At 73.9% G+C, this 18,087-nt stretch carries 18 protein-coding genes; 14 read left to right on the forward strand and 4 right to left on the reverse strand.

From position 1 onward, the window contains the following. Window positions 1–26: 26 nt before the first annotated feature. The 3 genes from GPA02_RS02265 to GPA02_RS02275 all read left to right on the forward strand — a co-directional run bounded on the left by GPA02_RS02265 (window position 27) and on the right by GPA02_RS02275 (window position 2,656). The gene (locus GPA02_RS02265; RefSeq protein ID WP_156198232.1) at window positions 27–1,031 is read left to right on the forward strand and encodes a DNA-directed RNA polymerase subunit alpha; all 1,005 of its coding nucleotides are present in this window, start codon (window positions 27–29) and stop codon (window positions 1,029–1,031) included. 30 nt (window positions 1,032–1,061) lie between these two features. Next, the gene (gene rplQ, locus GPA02_RS02270) at window positions 1,062–1,793 is read left to right on the forward strand and encodes a 50S ribosomal protein L17, sunset domain variant (RefSeq protein WP_156198233.1); all 732 of its coding nucleotides are present in this window, start codon (window positions 1,062–1,064) and stop codon (window positions 1,791–1,793) included. 122 nt (window positions 1,794–1,915) lie between these two features. Continuing rightward, window positions 1,916–2,656, forward strand: coding sequence for an alpha/beta fold hydrolase (locus GPA02_RS02275; RefSeq protein WP_240133826.1), 741 nt, complete (start codon window positions 1,916–1,918; stop codon window positions 2,654–2,656). A gap of 4 nt (window positions 2,657–2,660) precedes the next feature. On the opposite strand, the gene GPA02_RS02280 is transcribed toward GPA02_RS02275, so the two are convergent. After that, on the reverse strand, window positions 2,661–3,434 hold the full coding sequence (locus tag GPA02_RS02280; RefSeq protein ID WP_156198234.1) for an ROK family protein: 774 nt from the start codon (window positions 3,432–3,434) through the stop codon (window positions 2,661–2,663). A 73-nt stretch (window positions 3,435–3,507) separates the two neighbouring features. Here GPA02_RS02280 and truA point away from each other — a divergent pair, with 73 nt between their 5' ends. Then, the gene (gene truA / locus GPA02_RS02285; protein WP_156198235.1) at window positions 3,508–4,401 is read left to right on the forward strand and encodes a tRNA pseudouridine(38-40) synthase TruA; all 894 of its coding nucleotides are present in this window, start codon (window positions 3,508–3,510) and stop codon (window positions 4,399–4,401) included. Between the two features lie 45 nt (window positions 4,402–4,446). On the opposite strand, the gene GPA02_RS02290 is transcribed toward truA, so the two are convergent. Next, a complete protein-coding gene (locus GPA02_RS02290; RefSeq protein WP_156198236.1) occupies window positions 4,447–4,878 on the reverse strand; it encodes a DUF5709 domain-containing protein in 432 nt (143 codons plus the stop codon). Between the two features lie 344 nt (window positions 4,879–5,222). On the opposite strand from GPA02_RS02290, the gene rplM reads away from it, so the two are divergent. The 4 genes from rplM (at window position 5,223) to GPA02_RS02310 (ending at window position 8,713) form a co-directional block, all read left to right on the forward strand. Beyond that, the gene (gene rplM / locus GPA02_RS02295; RefSeq protein ID WP_156198237.1) at window positions 5,223–5,666 is read left to right on the forward strand and encodes a 50S ribosomal protein L13; all 444 of its coding nucleotides are present in this window, start codon (window positions 5,223–5,225) and stop codon (window positions 5,664–5,666) included. A 28-nt stretch (window positions 5,667–5,694) separates the two neighbouring features. After that, on the forward strand, window positions 5,695–6,177 hold the full coding sequence (gene rpsI, locus GPA02_RS02300; protein ID WP_156198238.1) for a 30S ribosomal protein S9: 483 nt from the start codon (window positions 5,695–5,697) through the stop codon (window positions 6,175–6,177). 129 nt (window positions 6,178–6,306) lie between these two features. Beyond that, complete coding sequence (glmM, locus tag GPA02_RS02305) at window positions 6,307–7,659, forward strand: phosphoglucosamine mutase (protein ID WP_156198239.1); 1,353 nt, start codon at window positions 6,307–6,309, stop codon at window positions 7,657–7,659. Window positions 7,660–7,957: 298 nt separating this feature from the next. Beyond that, a complete protein-coding gene (locus tag GPA02_RS02310; protein ID WP_240133827.1) occupies window positions 7,958–8,713 on the forward strand; it encodes a DedA family protein in 756 nt (251 codons plus the stop codon). 25 nt (window positions 8,714–8,738) lie between these two features. Here the strand turns inward: GPA02_RS02310 and GPA02_RS02315 are convergent, their stop codons facing one another. Both GPA02_RS02315 and coaA read right to left on the reverse strand, forming a co-directional pair. Next, complete coding sequence (locus tag GPA02_RS02315; protein ID WP_156198240.1) at window positions 8,739–10,208, reverse strand: carboxylesterase family protein; 1,470 nt, start codon at window positions 10,206–10,208, stop codon at window positions 8,739–8,741. Between the two features lies 1 nt (window position 10,209). Further along, the gene (gene coaA / locus GPA02_RS02320; protein WP_240133828.1) at window positions 10,210–11,184 is read right to left on the reverse strand and encodes a type I pantothenate kinase; all 975 of its coding nucleotides are present in this window, start codon (window positions 11,182–11,184) and stop codon (window positions 10,210–10,212) included. A 149-nt stretch (window positions 11,185–11,333) separates the two neighbouring features. On the opposite strand from coaA, the gene glmS reads away from it, so the two are divergent. From glmS to tsaE, 6 genes are all read left to right on the forward strand, one after another. After that, entirely contained in the window at window positions 11,334–13,193 is a 1,860-nt protein-coding gene (gene glmS / locus GPA02_RS02325; RefSeq protein ID WP_156198241.1) for a glutamine--fructose-6-phosphate transaminase (isomerizing), read from the forward strand. An 8-nt stretch (window positions 13,194–13,201) separates the two neighbouring features. After that, window positions 13,202–13,603 carry a holo-ACP synthase gene (locus GPA02_RS02330; protein ID WP_156198242.1) on the forward strand — a complete coding sequence of 134 codons (402 nt, stop codon included), beginning with the start codon at window positions 13,202–13,204 and terminating at the stop codon, window positions 13,601–13,603. After that, window positions 13,603–15,096 carry an NAD(P)H-hydrate epimerase gene (locus GPA02_RS02335; protein WP_156198419.1) on the forward strand — a complete coding sequence of 498 codons (1,494 nt, stop codon included), beginning with the start codon at window positions 13,603–13,605 and terminating at the stop codon, window positions 15,094–15,096. The genes GPA02_RS02330 and GPA02_RS02335 overlap by 1 nt, the downstream gene beginning before the upstream one ends. Window positions 15,097–15,345: 249 nt before the next feature. Further along, window positions 15,346–16,329, forward strand: coding sequence for a type IV toxin-antitoxin system AbiEi family antitoxin domain-containing protein (locus GPA02_RS02340; protein WP_156198243.1), 984 nt, complete (start codon window positions 15,346–15,348; stop codon window positions 16,327–16,329). A 161-nt stretch (window positions 16,330–16,490) separates the two neighbouring features. Beyond that, the gene (gene alr, locus GPA02_RS02345; protein WP_156198244.1) at window positions 16,491–17,615 is read left to right on the forward strand and encodes an alanine racemase; all 1,125 of its coding nucleotides are present in this window, start codon (window positions 16,491–16,493) and stop codon (window positions 17,613–17,615) included. Beyond that, window positions 17,612–18,073 carry a tRNA (adenosine(37)-N6)-threonylcarbamoyltransferase complex ATPase subunit type 1 TsaE gene (gene tsaE, locus GPA02_RS02350; protein WP_156198245.1) on the forward strand — a complete coding sequence of 154 codons (462 nt, stop codon included), beginning with the start codon at window positions 17,612–17,614 and terminating at the stop codon, window positions 18,071–18,073. The genes alr and tsaE overlap by 4 nt, the downstream gene beginning before the upstream one ends. Window positions 18,074–18,087 lie beyond the last annotated feature (14 nt).

An 18,087-nucleotide genomic window follows, 5' to 3' on the forward strand; every position in this document is an offset into this window, starting at 1 on the left:
GGATGCCCTGCTGAAAGGAAATCACCGTGCTCATCGCACAGCGCCCCACTCTGACCGAGGAGTCGGTCGACGAGTTCCGTTCCCGTTTCGTCATCGAGCCGCTCGAGCCGGGCTTCGGCTACACGCTCGGCAACTCGCTGCGCCGGACCCTGCTGTCCTCGATCCCGGGTGCCGCCGTCACCTCGATCCGGATCGACGGCGTCCTGCACGAGTTCTCGACGATCGCCGGTGTGAAGGAAGACGTCACCGAGATCATCCTCAACATCAAGAACATCGTCGTCTCCTCGGAGAACGACGAGCCGGTCGTGATGTACCTGCGCAAGGCCGGCCCCGGCACCGTGACCGCGGGTGACATCACCCCGCCGGCCGGCGTCGAGATCCACAACCCGGACCTGCACATCGCCACGATCAACGCCAAGGGCAAGCTCGAGATCGAGCTGACCGTCGAGCGTGGCCGCGGCTATGTCTCCGCGACGCAGAACAAGAGCTCGGACGCCGAGATCGGGCGCATCCCGGTCGACTCGATCTACTCGCCGGTGCTCAAGGTCACCTACAAGGTCGAGGCCACCCGTGTCGAGCAGCGCACCGACTTCGACAAGCTGATCGTCGACGTCGAGACCAAGCGCTCGATGACCCCGCGCGACGCGCTCGCCTCCGCGGGCAAGACGCTGGTGGAGCTGTTCGGTCTCGCGCGCGAGCTGAACACCGAGGCCGAGGGCATCGAGATCGGCCCGTCGCCGACCGACGCCGCGCTGGCCGAGGACCTGGCGATGCCGATCGAGCAGCTCGACCTCACGATCCGCTCCTACAACTGCCTCAAGCGCGAGGGCATCCACACCGTGGGCGAGCTCGTCGCACGCAGCGAGGCCGACCTCCTCGACATCCGCAACTTCGGTGCGAAGTCGATCACCGAGGTCAAGGAGAAGCTGGTCGGCCTCGGCCTGTCGCTCAAGGACAGCCCGGCTGACTTCGACCCCGCGCTGGTCGTCGGTGCCTACGACGACGGCGACGACTACGACGACTACAACTGAGCTCAGCCGAGCTGACGAACTGGAGCAAGCATGCCTACCCCCACCAAGGGTCCCCGTCTCGGCGGTGGCCCGGCTCACGAGCGGCTGATCCTCGGGAACCTCGCGCAGTCGCTGTTCGAGCACGGCAGCATCCGCACCACGGAGGCCAAGGCCAAGCGCCTGCGCCCCCTCGCGGAGCGCCTGATCACCAAGGCCAAGCGCGGTGACCTGTCGGCCCGCCGGCAGGTGCTCTCGGTGATCTCGCGCAAGGACGTCGTCCACACGCTGTTCGCCGAGATCGCCCCCGCGATGGCCGAGCGCCCGGGTGGCTACACCCGCATCACCAAGGTCGGTCCCCGCAAGGGCGACAACGCCCCCATGGCCGTCATCGAGCTGGTGCTGGAGAGCTACAGCCCGAAGCAGGCCACGGTGAAGGAGGCGGAGGCCGCCACCAAGCGGGCCGCCAAGGACGACGCCGCGAAGGACGAGGCCGTCGCCGAGGAGTCGACCACCGAGGAGGCCACCGCGGCCGACGACGCCACCGAGGAGGCCCCGGCCTCCTACGAGGGCGCGGTGCGCACCGACGAGGCGTCGACCGACGCCCCGGACGACGAGCACCAGATCAAGGGCAACGAGGACTCGATGAAGTACCACGTGCCCGGCTCGCAGTGGTACGACGCGACGCAGGCCGAGGTCTGGTTCGCGACCGCCGAGGACGCCGAGGCGGCGGGCTTCGAGCCCGCCGGCGGCGCCGACGCGCAGCAGGTCTCCGAGGAGGACTAGTCCTCCCCGGTACGAGGCGCTGACTCACCGACGTCACGACCTCAGCGACGGGCCCGCCCCGGGACGACCTCCCGGTGGCGGGCCCGTCGGCGTCCCGGCCCAGGTTCTCCTAGAGTGCCGACGTGGCCTCGGTGGTGCTCGTGCACGGCATCCGCACGTCCGCCTCGATGTGGCGGACGCACGAGCGCCTGCTGGCCGAGGCGGGCGTGCCGCACCTCGCGGTGGACCTTCCCGGGCACGGCGCCCGGCGCGAGGAGACGTTCACGCTCGAGCGGTGCCGCGCGGTGCTGGACGAGGCGGTGGCGTCGGTGCCGCCGCCGCACGTCGTCGCCGGACTCTCGCTGGGCTCCTATGTCGCCGCCGACTGGGCCGCGACCACGACGGGCCCGGAGGCGCTGCTGCTCGCCTCGTGCGGGACGCGGCCGCGCGGCGTCGGCCTGACGGGCTACCTGGCGCTCGCCTCGCTCATCGGTCGGCTGCCCGACCGCGGGCTCGGGCTGCACACCTGGTCGGCCCGCCGCGTGCTGGGCCCCGAGGTCGCCGCCGACCTGCTCGAGGGCGGTGTCGCGCTCGACGCGATGGTCCCCACGCTGCGGGCGCTGTCCGGGTTCGACCTGCTCGGTGCCCTCGCGCGCGTCGACGCCCCGGTGTGGTTCGTCAACGGGGCGTGGGACCACTTCCGGGTCGAGGAGCGCCGCGTCGTCGAGGCCGCGCGGGCCGCGACCCTCGTCGTCGTGCCGGGCGCGGGGCACCTGGTCGCCCTCGACCGGCCGGAGGCGTTCGTGCGGGTGCTGGTCGACGTCGCCCGTCAGGCCGACGTCACGTGGCGGGCGCGGAGCAGGGCGCGCAGCGGACGCCGATGACCCGTCAGCCGGGCGAGCGCGGCAGCGACCACACCCGCACGCCGCCGACGATCCCGGCGGAGTTCGGCACGACGACGACGTCGTCGCCCAGCTTGCTCAGCACCTGCGGCACGATCCGGCGGGAGTTGCCGCCACCGAGGTAGAGGCGGTCCCAGACGTACATCGGGCGCAGCGCGTCGACGACCCGTCGGACGCGTCGCGACCACATCGCGTCGCCGAGGCGCAGCCGCTCGTGCTCCCCGATGTACTCGTCGTAGGTGAGGCCCCAGCGCACCGGCGCCTGGCTGAGCTCGAGGTGCGGGGCCAGCACGCCGCCGTCGAAGAGGGCGTTGCCCAGCCCGGTGCCGAACGTGAGCATCAGCTCGGTCCCGGTGCCCGCGATCGCGCCGGCGCCGTGCACCTGGGCGTCGTTGAGCACGCGGGCCGGCAGCCGTAGCCGCTCCTCGACCGCGCGGCGCATGTCGAAGCCCGACCAGGCCCGCACCAGCTCGGGCAGCACGCGCGTGCGCGGCCCGGACCGCGTCACGTAGTGCGGGGTCACGACGACGACGCCGTGGCGGATCATCCCGGGCATCCCGACGGTCACCCGACCCGCGCGCGGCAGCTGCTCGGCCAGCTCGGCGATCACCTCGACGAGCTTCTCGGGCGGCAGCGGGTAGGTCGTCGCGGTCCGCACCGGGTGCGCGAGCATCGTCCCGGCGGCGTCGAGCACCGAGGCCTTGATGCCGCCGCCGCCGCAGTCGACGGCGAGCGTCGGCGGTGCCGTCTGCTCGTCCACGCCGCCAGCGTAGGCGCCGCCCCGGCGCGGTGACGCCCGCAGCGCCGGGCGCGCCGCGCCTAGGCTGGATCCCGTGCCCGAGCCCACGTCAGGTCCGCCCGCCGCGAGCGCACCGGCGGGCGAGGCCGCCGCGACCGTGCGGCTGCGCCTCGACCTCGGCTACGACGGCAGCGGCTTCGTCGGCTGGGCGGCCCAGCCCGGGCTGCGGAGCGTGCAGGGCGAGCTCGAACGGGCGCTGGCCACCGTGCTGCGGCTCCCGGCGGTGTCGGTGACGGTGGCGGGGCGCACCGACAGCGGCGTGCACGCGCGCGGCCAGGTCGCGCACGTCGACGTGCCGCGCGCGGCGTACGAGGCGACCCCTGGCCGCAGCGACTGGCCGCCCGCCGAGGCGCTGCGGCGCCGTCTCGACGGGGTGCTGCCCGACGACGTCGCGATCCACGAGGTCCGGGAGGCCCTCGAGGGCTTCGACGCGCGCTTCTCGGCGGTCTGGCGCCGCTACCGCTACACGGTCGTCGACGCCGCGGGTCGCCGCGACCCGCTGCTGCGCGGGTGGCAGCTGTGGCACCCGCGGCCGCTCGACGTCGAGGCGATGGACGCCGCGGCACGCGGTCTGCTCGGCGAGCACGACTTCCTCGCCTACTGCAAGCCGCGCGAGGGTGCGACGACGATCCGGACGCTGCTCGACTTCGGCTGGCGCCGCGTCGACGGCGCACTGGTCGCCGAGGTCCGCGCCGACGCGTTCTGCCACTCGATGGTGCGCTCGCTCGTCGGGGCCTCGCTCGCGGTCGGGGAGGGGCGCTGGGAGGTCACTCGGCCACGCGAGCTGCTCGACGCCGTCCGGCGCGACAGCAGCGTCACCGTCGCCCCGCCGCACGGGCTCGTGCTCGAGGAGGTCGGCTACCCGCCCGACGGCGAGCTGGCCGCGCGCGCGGCCGTGGCCCGGTCGATGCGCCGGCCGGTCAGGTGAGCGCGCGGACCGGCGGCGGCAGAGGCAGCGCTGCGGCTGGGCCGCTCAGACGTCCTCGACGTCGGGCTCGGTGAACACGTCGACCGCGTCGCCGTCGGGCTGCAGGTGCACCGCGGCCTCCTCGGCGCTGGCCGCGCCGCCGGCCACGCCCGCGTCGGTCGCGAACCGGTCGGTGTCGCGACCGGCGTCGTGGACCTCCTCGAGCCGGCCGGCACGGTCGGGCTGACGCTCGCCGGAGGCCTGCTGCTCCTGCTCCCAGACCTCGGGCTCCTCGGCCTCGAGCTGCTGCGCCGTCGGGTCGTCGGGCTCGATGCCGCCCATCTGGCGGATCGGGTCGCGCTCGGGCGGGGAGTAGCCCTCGTCGAGCAGGTCGTCGACACCCCGCTCGACGAGCGTGTCCTCGCGGGGGAGCTGGTCGCTGTCGCCCTCGGAGCCGAGGGCGTTGTCGGTGGAGGTCGCCGGGGTGTTCTCGCTCATGCCCCCAGTGTGGGCACCCCGGGCGCACCGTGTCCAAGCAACGCCGACCCTCCGGCGCAACCCGTGGGCCGGGTGCGCCCGTGGGTGCGCGGGATCGCGCCGTCGGGGTAGTCGGCGTCACTTTGACCCGCTGCCAGGCGGCAGGTACTCTTGGACGTCGTTGTGCGTGCTCACGCGTGCAGGCGCCTCCCACTCGCCCGCCACGCGCGTTCATCGCCCGCGAAGACCACAGCACCTGCTCGTCGGTCCGCGCGCGCCGCAGCTCCGATCTACTCGCCGCAGATCGTGAGAGAGGCGCGAGCGTGCTGAGGAGGAGGACCACACGAGAACGAAGGTTCACACCCGTGCGTACGTACACCCCCAAGGCCGGTGAGGCCGAGCGCAACTGGTACGTCATCGACGCTACCGACGTCGTCCTCGGTCGTCTTGCGAGCCAGGCCGCCACGCTGCTGCGGGGCAAGCACAAGCCCACCTTCGCGCCCCACGTCGACGGCGGCGACTTCGTCATCGTCATCAACGCCGAGAAGGTCGCCCTGACCGGCAGCAAGCGCGAGGACAAGATCGCCTACACCCACTCGGGCTACCCGGGTGGGCTCAAGGCCAAGAGCTACGCCGAGCTGCTCGCGACCCGCCCCGAGCGCGTCGTCGAGAAGGCCGTGCGCGGCATGCTGCCCAAGACCTCGCTCGGTCGGGCCCAGCTCCGCAAGCTCAAGGTCTACACCGGCCCGGAGCACCCGCACGGCGCCCAGAAGCCCGAGACGTTCGAGATCACCCAGGTCGCGCAGTAAGCGCCCCTGACACCAAGGAGTCAAAGCAGTGGCGCAGACCACCATCGACGTGACCGAGGACGAGACCCCGTCCTCGTACACCAGCGAGAGCGCGGCCCCCGAGGGCCGCGGCCAGTCGCTCACCGCCCCCGGTGCGGCCCTCGGCCGCCGCAAGGAGGCCGTGGCGCGAGTCCGGCTCGTCCCGGGCACCGGCGAGTGGAAGATCAACGGGCGCACGCTCGAGGACTACTTCCCGAACAAGCTGCACCAGCAGCTGGTGAGCGCGCCGTTCACCGTGCTGGAGCTCCAGGGCCGTTTCGACGTCATCGCCCGCATCAACGGCGGCGGCGTGTCCGGCCAGGCCGGCGCGCTGCGCCTCGCGATCGCGCGGGCGCTCAACGCCATCGACACCGAGTCGAACCGCGCGACCCTCAAGAAGGCCGGCTTCCTCACGCGTGACGCCCGCGTCATCGAGCGGAAGAAGGCGGGTCTCAAGAAGGCCCGCAAGGCCCCGCAGTACTCCAAGCGCTGATCCTCAGCGCGACCAGCACGTCGCAGCTCGCCGCTCCGGTCGCGATCTGCCGCCAGGCCCCGGCGCTACCATGCGCCGGGGCCTGCGTGCGTCTGGGCACGGCTGGGCTCCCGCACACGAAAGGCGACCATGTCTCGACTCTTCGGTACCGACGGCGTCCGAGGTCTCGCGAACCGCGAGGTCACCGCTGAGCTCGCGCTCTCGCTCGGGGCAGCCGCGGCCCGGGTGCTCGTCCAGCGCGGCGAGTTCGCCGGCCGCCGGCCGCGCGCGATCGTCGGGCGCGACCCCCGCGTGTCGGGGCAGTTCCTCTCGGCCGCGATCATCGCAGGGCTGGCCTCGGCCGGCGTCGACACCGAGGACCTCGGCGTGCTCCCCACGCCGGCGGTCGCGTACCTGACCAACGCCGAGAACGCCGACGTCGCCGTCATGATCTCCGCGTCGCACAACCCGATGCAGGACAACGGCATCAAGTTCTTTGCGCGCGGCGGCGTCAAGCTCGACGACGCCGTCGAGGACGCGATCGAGGCCGCGCTCGGCGAGCAGTGGGAGCGCCCCACCCACGGTGACGTCGGCGCGATCACCCTCAGCCGCGGCGAGGCGGGCGACGCCTACGTGCAGCACCTGCTCGGCACGATCGGGCACGACCTCAGCGGGCTGCGGATCGCGGTCGACTGCGCCAACGGTGCCGCCAGCGAGGTCGGCCCCGCGGCGCTGCGCGCGGCCGGCGCCGACGTCGTCGTCATCAACGCCTCGCCCGACGGCCGCAACATCAACGAGAAGTGCGGGTCCACGCACCCCGAGCAGCTGCAGGCGGTCACCGTCGCCTCCGAGGCGCACATGGGCGTGGCGTTCGACGGCGACGCCGACCGGTGCCTCGCGGTCGACCACACCGGCGCCCTCGTCGATGGCGACCAGATCATGGGCGTGCTCGCGAGCGCGCTCAAGGAGCGGGGTGCGCTCGCGCACGACACGCTCGTGGTGACCGTGATGAGCAACCTCGGGCTGCTGCTCGCGATGCGTGCCGCCGGCATCGAGACCGTGCAGACCGGCGTCGGCGACCGTTACGTCCTCGAGGCGATGCGCGAGGGCGGCTTCAACCTCGGCGGCGAGCAGTCCGGCCACCTCATCCTGTCCGACCACGCCACGACCGGGGACGGCGTGCTCACCGCGCTGCACCTCGCGTCGCGGGTCGCCGCGACCGGGCGCACCCTCGCCGACCTGGCCGCGATCGTCGAGCGTCTGCCGCAGGTGCTGGTCAACGTCCCCGGCGTCGACAAGAGCCGCGCCGGCACCGACGAGCCGCTCGCCGCGGCGATCGCCGCCGCCGAGGCGCGGCTGGGCGAGACCGGGCGGGTGCTGCTGCGTCCCTCGGGCACCGAGCCGCTGGTGCGCGTCATGGTCGAGGCCCAGACCTCCGAGCAGGCCGAGCGGGAGGCGCACGGCCTCGCCGCTGTCGTCGCCGAGCGGCTCGCGCTGTCCTGAGCCAGGCTCGCCCGCCGGGTGCGCCTGCCCTCTCGTCGGCGGGCGACGGTCCGACTCCTACCAGGGGATGACGCCCGCGCTCCGACGACGGGACCTCCGGGGGAGGCGTACGGGGGACAACCCCCGCGAGGATGGGGACGACATCCCGCTGGCGGCTGCGGCTCCGACGCACCTACCGTGGGATGCGTACCGACCGGACACACCGACCGACCCGACGACATGAACCCCATGGGCGTGCGGGTCGGGACGAGGGACCGGACGGCGCGCACGGACAGAGCGGATCGTCGGAAGGCAGCACATGCTCGAGACCCTGGGCCAGGCGGCGGACGCCGTCGCGAGCTGGCTCGCGGGCCTGAGCGACGTCGTGGTGGCGATCGCCGGCACGCCGTGGAGCCTGCTGCTCATGGCGGTCTTCACCGCGATCGACGGGTTCTTCCCGCCGATCCCCAGCGAGAGCATCGTGATCGCGCTCGCCAGCCTGTCGATGTCCGGCGAGGGGCCGCCGCTGTGGGCGATCCTGCCGGTGGCGGCCGTCGGCGCCTTCGTGGGCGACGTCATCGCCTACACGATCGGCACCCGGGTGCCGCTGCGCAGCTTCCGCTGGTTCCGCACCGAGCGAGGCGCGCGCACCCTGGCGTGGGCCGAGCGCACGCTGCACCAGCGCGGCGGCGCGTTCATCCTCGCAGCGCGCTACATCCCGATCGGGCGCGTCGCGGTCAACATGAGCGCCGGCGCCCTCGGCTTCGGCCGCAAGCGGTTCATGGGCTTCGCGGCCATCGCGGCGGTGTCGTGGGCGGTCTACTCCACGCTCCTGGGCATCGGCGCGGGCGCGGTCATCAAGGACCAGCCGATGCTCGCGGTCGTGGTGGGCGTGGTGCTCGGCATCGTGCTCGGCACGGTCATCGACGCGGTCATGCGCAAGGTGCTGGGCACGCCGTCCGCGCTCCCCGCACCTGACGACGGCGAGCGGCTGGAGCCCCGAGGCGACGCCGTCGACCCTGAGCGGCCGGCCGGGGACGAAGAGGAGTGCGCTCCGGTCGGCGACCGAGCCTGAGCCTCCCGGCCACCGCACGACCGTCTCAGACGGGCTCGACGACCTGCAGCGCGAGCCGCTCGAACCGGTAGGGGTCGCGACCGACCCAGCTCGGCACGTCGTAGACCTTCGCGACCGGCGCCTCCGGCGCGTAGGTGGGCCAGCCCGCCTCGCCGGTGCGGACGAACCGGGCGACGTCGCCGGACATCTCGCGCGCGAGCGCCGCGGGCGGGTCCTCGCCCGCGATCCGCTCGACCCGCTCGGCGCCCAGCACGTCCCACGCGAACGGCAGGTCGATGCAGTGCCGCGCGATGCCGTCCTGGGGGTGCCAGCGGAAGTCCCAGAGGGCGGCCGGGGTGCCGGACTGCGCGCGGGCCTCCGCGACCAGCAGCGCCGGCATCCTGAACGCGCGGTCGGTGAGGGCCTGGCCGAGCAGCCAGGCCGCCGACCGGTCGGGGTGCGCGCGGGGGTAGGCGCGCGCCAGCGCGGCGGGCAGCCCGACGGCGCCGAGCACCGGGCGCGGCGTGGCGCGGCCGAGGGGCCGCTCGAGCTCCGCCGTCGCGAGGTTGAACTCCGACGCGGTGGTGCCGAGCAGCACGGGCCGGTCGTCCGGCCGGGCGAGCGCGTCGAGGACGTCGGGGACGACGTCGGTGCCGACGACCGGGCCGAACCTGGTGAGCGGACCGGACCACGTGAGGGCGCGGCGCAGCTCCGAGAGGTTCGACCACAGGCTGCCGGCCTCGAGACGTCGCTCGGCGGCCACCACCTCCTCGCGGGTCAGCGAGCGCCAGCCGTCGAGGTCGTGCGCGACGCCCAGCTGCGACGCCAGCCGGGCGGTCACCCGCTCGGCGTCCGCGGGCGTGATGTCGGGCAGCGGCGCCGAGTGGACGACCGCCGACCGGAACAGCCCACGCGCCGCCGGTGCGGCGAGCAGCGCCAGCACCAGCCCGCCGCCGGCGCTCTGCCCGCCGATCGTGACCCGCGCCGGGTCGCCGCCGACGGCGCCGATCGTCTCGCGCACCCACCGCAGCGCGGCGACGCAGTCGAGCACGGCCCGGTTGTCGGGGGCGCCGGGGATGTGCCCGAAGCCGTCGACGCCGAGCCGGTAGGAGATCGTGACGACCACGACGCCCGAGCGCGCGAGGGTCGCGCCGTCGAACCACGGGCTGTTGGGTGAGCCGCTGACGTAGCCGCCGCCGTGGACCCACACGTACACCGGCAGCGGCTCCGCCGGCGCGGCGGGTGCGGTGATGCTGACGTTGAGGATCTCGTCCCCGGGCGTGGGCGGCTCCGGGATCGAGGAGGTCTCCGACATCGGCGGCAGCAGCGGGGTGGGGCCGGGCTCGACGGCGTCCCGCACACCGGACCAGCCCGGGTGCGGCGCGGGCGCGGCGAACCGCAGGTCACCGGTCGGGGCGGCCGCGTAGGGGACGCCGCGGAAGCGCACCAGGCCGTCGACGACCGTGCCGCGCGCACGACCGGCCGGTGTCACCAGCTCCACGTCGCCGCGCGGCACGTCAGATCCTGCGGAGCCGGACGCGGCTGAGGCGGTGCTCGGCGTCCTTGGTCAGCACGAGCGTCGCGCGGCCGCGGGTGGGCGCGACGTTCTCGACGAGGTTCGGCTCGTTGATCGAGGACCAGATCTCCAGCGCGCGGGTCCTGGCCTCGTCGTCGGTGAGGCTCGCGTACCGGTGGAAGTAGGAGCGCGGGTCGGCGAAGGCCGTGCTGCGCAGGTCGAGGAAGCGCTCGACGTACCAGCGCCGGATGTCGGCGACCTCGGCGTCGATGTAGATCGAGAAGTCGAAGAAGTCGCTGACCGCGAGCGACGCCTCACCGGCGGCGGTGATCCGTGCGGGCGCCAGCACGTTGAGGCCCTCGACGATCAGCACGTCGGGGTTGCGGACCGTGATCCGCCGGTCGGGGACGATGTCGTAGGTGAGGTGGCTGTAGACCGGGGCGCTGACCTCGGGCGCTCCTGCCTTGACGTGCTCGAGGAAGCGCAGCAGCGCACGCCGGTCGTAGGACTCCGGGAAGCCCTTGCGCTCCATGAGGCCGCGACGCTCGAGCTCGGCGTTGGGGTAGAGGAAGCCGTCGGTGGTCACGAGCTCCACGCGGGGCGTCTGCGGCCAGCGGCGCAGCATCTCGCGCAGCAGCCGGGACGCCGTCGACTTGCCGACCGCGACCGAGCCCGCGACACCGATGACGAACGGGGTCGCGTGCGTCCACTCGCCCAGGAAGGTCGAGGTGGCGGTGCGCAGCTGCTGCGACGCCTCGACGTAGAGCGTCAGCAGCCGCGACAGCGGCCGGTAGGAGGTGTCGACCTCGTGCAGGTCGATCGGGTCGCCGAGCCCGCGGAGGTTGTCGATGTCGGCCTCGGTGAGCGGCAGCGGCGTCGACGCCGCCAGTCGGCTCCACTCCTCGCGGTCGAACTCCACGAACGGTGCGTCCTCGCCCGCGTCGGGCAGGTGCGCCACCCCGGTCGCCTCGGTCACGGGACCACACTCTTCCACTGCTGGCGCCCGCCGTGCACATCGACGGCGTGTGGCGGCTCCGGCCGCACGCCGCCGAGCGGGCGTGACACCGGACACCCGCGGGTCCCGTCGGCCCGGCTGCGCGTGCTCGCGCCGTTACCCTGAGGCCCATGTGCGGAATCGTCGGATACGTCGGCCCGGGCGCGCCCAGCGACCGCCCCCTGGAGGTCGTCCTGGAAGGGCTGCGCCGGCTGGAGTACCGCGGCTACGACTCGGCGGGCGTCGCCGTCGTGACGCCGGAGGGGCTGGTCAGCGCGAAGAAGGCGGGCAAGCTGACCAACCTGGTCTCCGAGCTCGACGCCCGGCGGATCCCGCCGGGCACGTCCGCGATCGGGCACACCCGGTGGGCGACGCACGGCGGTCCGACCGACGCCAACGCGCACCCGCACCTGTCGGGCGGCGGCAAGATCGCGCTCATCCACAACGGGATCATCGAGAACTTCCACGCGCTCAAGCGCGAGCTCACCGAGGCGGGCGTGACGTTCCTGTCCGAGACCGACACCGAGGTGGTCGCGCACCTGCTGGCCGGCGCCTACGACGAGCACGGCGACCTCACCGCCGCGATGCGGGCCACCGTGGCGCGCCTCGAGGGCGCGTTCACGCTGCTGGCGGTGCACGCCGACCAGCCCGGCACGGTCGTGGGCGCGCGGCGCAACTCCCCGCTGGTCATCGGGCTCGGCGACGGCGAGAACTTCCTCGGCTCCGACGTCTCGGCGTTCATCGCCTCCACGCGCGAGGCGATGGAGATGGGCCAGGACCAGGTCGTGACCATCACCGCCGACGAGATCGTGGTCACCGACGTCGACGGCAACCCGGTCGAGCCGAAGCGGTTCACGGTCGACTGGGACGCCAACGCCGCCGTCAAGGGCGGCTTCAGCTCCTTCATGGAGAAGGAGATCCACGACCAGCCGCAGGCCGTCGCCGACACGCTGCTCGGGCGCGCCGCCGAGGACGGCAAGCTCGCGCTCGACGAGATGCGTATCCCGGAGTCGGTGCTGCGCAGCGTCGACAAGATCGTCGTCATCGCGTGCGGGACCGCGGCCTACGCCGGTCACGTCGCCAAGTACGCGATCGAGCACTGGTGCCGCATCCCGACCGAGGTCGAGCTCGCGCACGAGTTCCGGTACCGGGACCCGGTGGTCGACGAGCGCACCCTCGTCGTCGCGATCAGCCAGTCCGGCGAGACGATGGACACGATCATGGCGGTGCGGCACGCCCGCGAGCAGGGCGCGAAGGTGCTCGCGATCGTCAACACGCACGGCTCGACGATCCCGCGCGAGTCCGACGCGGTGCTCTACACCCACGCGGGCCCGGAGGTCGCCGTCGCCTCGACCAAGGCGTTCCTCGCGCAGATCACCGCCTGCTACCTGCTCGGCCTCTACCTCGCGCAGCTGCGCGGCAACAAGTTCCCCGACGAGATCCGCGAGGACCTCGCCCAGCTGCGCGCGATGCCCGAGAAGGTGCAGCGCATGGTCGACGCGGGCGAGCAGGTCCGCGAGGTCGCGCGCTCGATGAAGGACGTGCCGACCGTGCTGTTCCTGGGCCGGCACGTCGGCTACCCGGTGGCGATGGAGGGCGCGCTCAAGCTCAAGGAGCTCGCCTACATCCACGCCGAGGGCTTCGCGGCCGGCGAGCTCAAGCACGGCCCGATCGCGCTGGTCGAGGAGGGGCAGCCGGTCTTCGTCATCGTGCCGTCGCCGCGCGGCCGCGACGTGCTGCACGGCAAGGTGATCTCCAACATCCAGGAGATCCGCGCCCGCGGCGCGCGCACCCTGGTGATCGCCGAGGACGGAGACGACGGCGTCGAGCCGTTCGCCGATGTCGTGTTCCGGGTGCCGCAGACCCCGACGCTGCTGGCGCCGCTGGTCACCGTGGTGCCGCTGCAGATCTTCGCCGCCGAGCTCGCCCGCGCGAAGGGGCTCGACGTCGACCAGCCGCGCAACCTCGCGAAGTCCGTCACCGTCGAGTGAGGTAGGGCATGGCTGACGACGGCGAGCGCCTCGCCCCCCGCGGGCTGTCCTCGGCCGTGGTCGGGGTGGGGATCGACGTCGTCGACATCACCCGGTTCATGCTCACGCTCGACCGGGCGCCGCGGCTGCGGGAGCGGCTCTTCACGGCGGCCGAGCGCGACCTGCCGCCGAGCTCGCTCGCGGCGCGCTTCGCCGCGAAGGAGGCGATCGCGAAGGCGCTCGGGTCGCCCGGCGGGATGCGCTGGCACGACTGCACGGTGCACCGCGTCGTCGGTGGCGCGCCGCGCGTGGAGATCGTCGGCACGGTCGCCGAGGTGGCCGAGCGGCTGGGCGTGACCCACTGGCACCTGTCGCTGTCGCACGACGCGGGCATCGCCTCGGCGATCGCCATCGCGAGCCGGGAGGCGTGATGATCCGAGGCTGGTCGGCCGAGTCGATCCGGGCCGCGGAGGCACCGGCGCTCGCAGCGGGGGAGCCGCTGATGCTGCGCGCGGCGGCGGCGGTCGCGGACGCGGTCCGGGAGCGGCTCGTGGGACTGGACGACCCCGCGGTGCTCGTGCTGGTCGGCGGCGGCAACAACGGCGGGGACGGGCTGCACGCTGCCGCGGCGCTCGCCGACGACGCCGACGTCACGGTCGTGCTGACCCGGCCCGACGTCCACGCCGAGGGTCTGGAGGCCGCGCGCGCGGCGGCGGTCGACGTCGTCGAGCTCGCGACCCCGGACGAGGACGGCTGGCGGGTGCTCGCCGAAGTCGCCGACCGGGCGGACGTGTGGGTGGACGCGCTCGCGGGCATCGGCGTGCGGGGTGCGCTGCGCGGGGTCGCCGGCGAGGCGGCCGAGCGGCTGACGGCGCTCGCCGAGCAGGCGCCGCTGCGGCCGGTGGTCGTCGCGGTCGACCTGCCCAGCGGCGTCGACGCCGACACCGGTGCGGTGGCCGGCCCGGTGCTGCCCGCCGACCTGACGGTGACCTTCGGCGGCGCGAAGGCCGGTCTGCTGCTGCCTCCGGGCGACCGGCTCGCGGGCGAGCTGCGGGTGGTGCCGCTCGGGCTGGAGGAGGCGCTCGCGGTGCAGCCGCCGCTGGTGTCCCGGCTGGTCGACGCCGACGTCGCGGACCTGTGGCCGGTGCCCGAGGCGGACGCGCACAAGTACACGCGGGGCGTCGTCGGGGTCGTCGCCGGCTCGGACCGGTACCCGGGAGCCGCGGTGCTCACGACCGGAGCGGCGATCCGCACGGGCTGCGGCATGGTCCGCTACCTCGGCCCCGAGCGCGCCGAGCAGCTGGTGCTGGCCCGCTGGCCGGAGGCGGTTCCCGGACCGGGTCGGGTGCAGTCCTGGGTGGTCGGGCCGGGCGTCGCGAACGACGACGACGCCCGGCGCGGCGAGCTGCGCGAGGCGATCGAGCGGGCGGTGCGCGACGGCGTCGGGCTCGTGGTCGACGCCGGTGCGCTCGACCTGCTGCCGCCGCGCGAGGAGCTGGCCGGTGCGCGCGTGGTGCTGACGCCGCACGCGGGGGAGCTGGCGACCCTGCTGAGCGGTCGCGGCGAGGACGTGGACCGCGCCGCCGTCGAGCACGAGACGCACCGGTGGGCCGCCCGTGCGGCGGAGCTGACCGGCGCTACCGTGCTCGCGAAGGGCCCGACGACCGTCGTCGTCGCGCCCGACGGCGAGACCTTCGCCCAGGCCGACGGCACCGGCTGGCTCGCCACCGCCGGCGCGGGCGACGTGCTCGCGGGCGTGCTCGGCGCCCTGCTCGCCGCGCTGGCCGAGGTGCCGGTCGCGCGCGTGGCCGCCCTCGCGGCCCTCGTCCACGGCCGTGCCGGCCGCCGCGCCGCCGACGGCGCCCCGATCGCCGCCTCCGACGTCGTCGACGCCCTCCCCGCCACCCTCCGCCCCCTCCTCTAGCTAGCTTTCAACCCACTTCTGCCCCCGGGCGTGGTTTCAACCCACTTCTGCCCCCGGGCGTGGTTTCAACCCACTTCTGCCCCCGGGCGTGGTTTCAACCCACTTCTGCCCCCGCGTGGTTCCAACCCACTTCTGCCCCCGGCCGGGTTATCAACCCAGCCCTGTCCACAACCGCGCTGTTGCGTCCCTGTCCACAGCACCCTGGCACACCGTCGGCGGCGAGTCGACGGCTCGTGGCGTAGTGCGGCGATGCACACCTCCGAGCTCGCCAGGATCTTCGCCTCGACCGACGGGGTCTTCACACCCGCCATGGCCGCTCAGCTCGGTTACTCGGCGCGCACGGTCCGGCGTTGGGTCGAGCGCGGAGTCGCGGTGAGGCTCGCAGGCCGTGCCCTGGTGCCGGCGGGCACGACAGTGACCGTGCGGCACCGCGTGCTGGCCGCGCACCTGACATGGCCGGACGCGATCGTCTGCTACGTCACGGCAGCGGTGCTCCACGGTCTTCCGATCGACGACGACGGCGAGACGCACGTTCTCGTGCCTGACACGCGCCACGCGCTGCGCGGCTTCACGGTCCACCGGTGGTCGGTGAGGCCGACGGCCGTCGTGCGGATCGGTGGTGTGCCGGTCACCGACTGGCACACCACGCTCGCCGACAGCCTCGGGCGGCTGCCCGGTGACGACGCGTGGGGACTGCTGGCGTGGATGTGGACGCACGACCAGGTCAGCGAGCGCGACCTCGCGCTCCAGATCGACGACCGCTACCACCTGTACGGGATCGTGCGGCTGCGGCTCATGCTGAAGGCGGTACGTCAACGCGCACTGAGCGTCGGCGAGATGCGGCTGCACGACTTCCTGAACGAGCACGGCTTTGTCGGGTGGAGCGCTGACTTCCGGATCGTCGACCAGGGCCGAGTGATCGCGCGAGCCGACGTGGCGTTCCCGGGGCAGAGGCTCGTGATCGAGTTCGACGGCGCCGTGGCGCACAACAACCGTACCCGGGCGCGCGACAGAGCCCGTGACGACCGGATCGAGGCCTGTGGGTACGACGTCGTCCACGTCACCTGGGCGACGCTCCACGAGCGGCGTCACCTGCTGGCTCGTGCACTCAGGGCGATGCTCGTGCTCCCGCCGAAGTCGCTCGGTCGGGCCGCACTGGCCGACGCAGTCGCCCGCGGCGGCGACATCCGCCGTCTGCTCGGCGAGCTCGGCATGGCGCGTCCCGCAGCGTGAATCGCGCAACCACGACCTCGAGCTAGCAGTGGGTTGAGACCCTCGTCCGGGGGGCAGGAGTGGGTTGAAACTTGTTCTGGGGGCAGAAGTGGGTTGAAACCTGGTCCGGGGGCAGGAGTGGGTTGAGAGCGGATGGGGGAGGGCGCTGGCAGGATGGCGACGTGAGCTACTACCCGGCGCGCGCGGTCGTCGACCTCGCGGCGATCCGCGCGAACGTCGCGCGGCTGCGGGAGTACGCGGCGACCGCGCAGGTGATGGCGGTCGTCAAGGCCGACGCCTACGGGCACGGGCTCGTGCCGGTCGCGCGGGCCGCGCGGGAGGCGGGTGCGGCGTGGCTCGGCGTCGCGCAGCTGTCGGAGGCGCTGGCGCTGCGCGCGGCCGGTGACACCGGGCGCGTGCTCGCCTGGCTCTACGGCCCCGGTGCCCCGCTCGCCGAGTGCGTCGCGGCCGAGATCGACCTGTCGGTGCCGGCGCCGTGGGCGCTCGCCGAGGTGCGGGAGGCGGCAGCGGCCGTGGGGCGGCCGGCGCGGGTCCACCTCAAGATCGACACCGGGATGGGGCGCAGCGGCCAGCTGCTGCCGGCGTGGACCGACATGCTCCACGAGGCGGTCGAGGCGCAGCGCGACGGGCTCGTGCGGGTCGTCGGGGTGTTCTCGCACCTCGCGCGCGCCGACGAGGTCGACCACCCCAGCGTGCGCACCCAGTTCGACGTCTTCGCCGAGGCCGTGCGACGCGCGGAGGAGGCGGGCGCCGACCTCGAGGTGCGGCACCTCGCCAACTCGGCCGCGACGCTCACCGAGCCCGCGGTCCACTACGACCTCGTCCGGCCCGGCCTCGCGACCTACGGGCTGTCGCCGCTGCCGGGGCGCGAGCCCGCCCAGCTCGGGCTGCGGCCGGCGATGCGCGTGGAGTCCCAGCTGGTGGTCGTCAAGGACGTGCCCGCCGGCCAGGGCGTCTCCTACGGCCACACGTACACGACCCGGTCGGACACCCGGCTCGCGGTCGTGCCGCTGGGCTACGGCGACGGTGTGCCCCGCCACGCGAGCAACGCCGCGGAGGTGCAGGTGGGCGGGCACCGGTTCCGCATCGCGGGCCGGGTCTGCATGGACCAGCTGGTGCTCGACGTCGGCGGCACGAGCGCCGCCGAGGGCGACCGGGTGGTGCTGTTCGGTCCCGGCGACGACGGCGAGCCGACCGCGCAGGACTGGGCCGACGCCGTCGGGACCATCAACTACGAGATCGTCACCCGGCTCGGTGCCCGGGTGCCGCGGGAGTACGTCGGATGAGGATCGAGCTGCCGGACGCCGACGCGACCCGAGCGCTGGGGGAGCGGCTCGCTGCGAGCCTGCGCGCCGGCGACCTCGTCGTCCTCGTCGGCGACCTCGGCGCCGGCAAGACCACCCTCACGCAGGGCATCGGTGCCGGTCTCGGCGTCCGCGGCCAGATCGCCTCGCCGACGTTCATCATCGCGCGCGCCCACCCCTCGCTCGGCGACGGGCCCGACCTCGTGCACGTCGACGCCTACCGGATCGGCTCCCTCGTCGAGGTCGACGCGCTCGACCTCGACGCCAGCCTCGAGGACTCCGTGACCGTGGTCGAGTGGGGCGAGGGGCTCGTCGAGCAGCTGAGCGAGAGCTGGCTGGAGGTGCGGCTGGAGCGGCCGCGCGGCAGCGAGGGCGGCGACGACAGCCGCGTCGCGCACGTGATCGGACACGGACCGCGCTGGGAGGGCGTCCAGCCGTGAGGTCCGGCCGGCGC

Source organism: Actinotalea caeni (genome assembly GCF_009733795.1).
In the GTDB taxonomy this organism is placed as follows: Bacteria; Actinomycetota; Actinomycetes; order Actinomycetales; family Beutenbergiaceae; genus Pseudactinotalea; species Pseudactinotalea caeni.